At 66.7% G+C, this 2,742-nt stretch carries 2 protein-coding genes; both read right to left on the bottom strand.

Annotation, left to right across the window (positions count from 1 at the left end; all coding sequences use genetic code 11):
- Positions 1 to 40: 40 nt before the first annotated feature.
- Entirely contained in the window at positions 41 to 1,891 is a 1,851-nt protein-coding gene (locus PGX04_RS19680) for an IucA/IucC family protein (protein WP_273740065.1), read from the bottom strand.
- A 3-nt stretch (positions 1,892 to 1,894) separates the two neighbouring features.
- Positions 1,895 to 2,742, bottom strand: an 848-nt coding sequence (locus PGX04_RS19685) for a SidA/IucD/PvdA family monooxygenase (RefSeq protein WP_273740066.1), incomplete at its 5' end; no start/stop codon positions are given.

Below are 2,742 nucleotides of genomic sequence, written 5' to 3' on the forward strand. Positions count from 1 at the left end.
CGGCACGCGTTCTCGCGTCGCGGGCCCGCTCGCGCTCGGATCACCGCTCGGGTTCGACCTCGGAGAGGGGGTTCGGCACGGTTCCGTGCTCGATCGCGTGGGGTCGCTCGGGGCGGTCGCCGTAGCCGATATCGATCATCCGGTTGCGGTTCAGCGTCAGCTTCGGGACCGTCGGCTCGAGCAGGTCGAACAGCTCGAATCGCTCCTCGAGGGCGGGGAACTGCGCCTGATAGTCCTCGATCGCAGTCCGAACCTGCCCCCAGAACCGTTCCTCCGAGTAGTCGTGATGGCGGACCAGCAGATCTGCGAGGTAGCGGTAGACGCCGACGAACAGCCCGTAGACGACGAACAGGCGCAGCTCTTCCGGCGGCACGGAGAGGAGCACGTCCTCGAGGTCATCGGGCAGTCCCTGCAGTTCCTCGAGCGGTGCCTCGGCGACGTTGACGTCGTCGACGAAGTCCTTGACGGCGAGCCGGGACGGCCGGTCGTCCTCGAGGACGAGGATCGTGTTCTCTCCGTGTGGCGAGAAGGCGGTCCCGTACCGGTAGAGGTAGTGCAGGAGCGGCGGAAGCATCGTGGCGAGCAGCTCGTCGAGCCACTCGGAGAGCGCGAGGTCGGAGCGCTCGACGAGTTTCGAGATCACCGGGTCGCCGTCCTCGACGTGCAGCAGCGACGAGAGGGTCATCGCTCGCTCGCCGTCGTCGATGAGGTCCGTGACGCTCTCGCGCCAGACGCAGCCCAGCAGTTCGTTGTACTGGTAGGGCGGGGCCTCGAGCGCGTCGAACGTCGGGTGATCGAAGTTCACGCCGGCGATTTCGCCGGGGAGGACGACCTCGCACTCGTCGCGCAGGAACGGGTCCGAATCCCGAACGTCCTTCACGTACTCCGTGACGAGCGGGGCGGCCTCGGTGCGCTCGCCGGGGAGGCCGCGCCAGACGAGCGTGTTGCTGATCATCATCGGGAGCTTCACGTTGTGTTTGGCCGGCTCGTCGGCGTTGACGAACGTCCGAACCGACTGCATGGGCAGGTACTCGTCCGGCCCCGTCCCCAGCGGCACGATCTCGTCCGTCGCGAGCTGTTTGCCGAACAGGGGAACGATCGCGTTCTCCCACTGCCAATCGTGGATCGGCACGAAGCGGTAGTCGTCGGGCTCGAGCCCGCGCCCCTCGAGTTCCGCGCGGAACCGGCCGTAGTGGCTCCCGAGCTCCGACTCGAGGAGCGCCTCGTGCTCGAGGCCCTCGACGCTGACGAATTCGGCCGCCTCCCGGGAGACGGCACACCACGAGAGCCGGATCGGCTCGGCGCGCTCGGGCGCGTAGTCCCGGTAGTCGTCGTACCCCCAGCCGACCCGGCCCTTGTTGAACGTGAGCCACGGGTGGCCGGTCATCTCGCCCTCGATTTCGCCGTAGGACATGTCGAGCACGGACCGTTCGGCGTCGGCCGAATCGATGTGGGCGTCCGCGAGCAGCGTGTTGGTGTACTCGCGGACGAGGTGGCCGGCCGTGATGGAGTCCATCTCGATCGTCGGCTCGAGGTCGACGACGAACTGGAGCGGGTCGTCGACGGACTCGAACCCGTCGCCCGCGTCGCGTTCGATCGAGTCGGCGCGAACGCTGATGCTATCCCAGAACCGCTCGACGGCGTCGAAGCGGTAGCGCGTTCCCTCGAGATCGATCTCGTAGGCGGTCCACTCGCCGCCCGATCCGTCACTGGACCGATCGTCGCCGACCGGTTCGGGCTCGATGACGTCCTCGTAGGTGAACTCCTGCAGGATCTTTGCGAGCAACTCCCGTCCCATGTCGTTCCAGCGATCTTCGGTCAGCACGTCGTCTAGCGTGTCGATTCCGTCGAGTCCGTACTCCGTCTCCGTCGTGTGTCGTGCGTTTTGCATGAATTACTCCGTGGTGAGTGACGGCGATTGTGCGGTGCCGGTCCGAACCGGCGCGTGGTCGGCGAACTGTTCGACGTCGAAATTCTGGAAGACGGTATCCCGGTCGATGGGGTAGACCTCGCGGCCGACGAGCCGGTCGATGATCACCGCGTTCCGGTAACAGCCCAGGCCGAGATCCGGCGCGCCGACGCCGTGGGTGTGCACCTCGACGTTCTGAACGAACACGCGGCCGCCGGCGTCGTCCGGACTCCCGAACTCTCCCTCGAGACGATACTCCTCGCTCACGCGGAACCGGCCCCGGTCGTCGAACGCGATCCGGTCGGCGATCGGCTCGAGGAACGTCGGCGTCGGCCGCTGATACCCCGTTCCGAAGATCACGGCGTCCGTCTCGAGCGCGAACGACGTTTCCTGCTGGTGCTGCTCGCACTCGAGCCAGTAGCTGCCGTCGAGGCGCTCGATATCGGCGACTTCGGTCGTCGCGAGCATACCGAAGTCGGGCTCGCGGTCGCCGATCGAGCGCTCGTAGAGGGTGTCGTAGATCCGCTCGCTGGTCTCGGGGTCGATCCCCTTGTAGAGCAGGTCCTGGTCGGCCAGCAGGTCGTCCTTGCGCGACTGGGGCAAGTCGTAGAAGTACCGCGCGTACTCGGGCGTGAAGTGCTGGAGCCCGAGCTTCGAGTACTCCATCGGGAAGAAGCCGTCCGAGCGGGTGAGCCAGTCGAGTCGATAGCCGTGGACGGACTGGCGCTCGAGCAGGTCCAGCACGACCTCGGCGGCGCTCTGCCCGGAGCCGACGACGGCGATCGCGTCGTATCCGAGAATCGCCTCGAGTTCGTCCGCGGATTCGACTGGCA

The sequence above is a fragment of the Natrinema soli genome (assembly GCF_028618695.1).

Excerpts from the sequence above, each read along its gene's own strand:
- PGX04_RS19680 (WP_273740065.1), bottom strand. The coding sequence starts at position 1,891 with ATGCAAAACGCACGACACACGACGGAGACGGAGTACGGACTCGACGGA.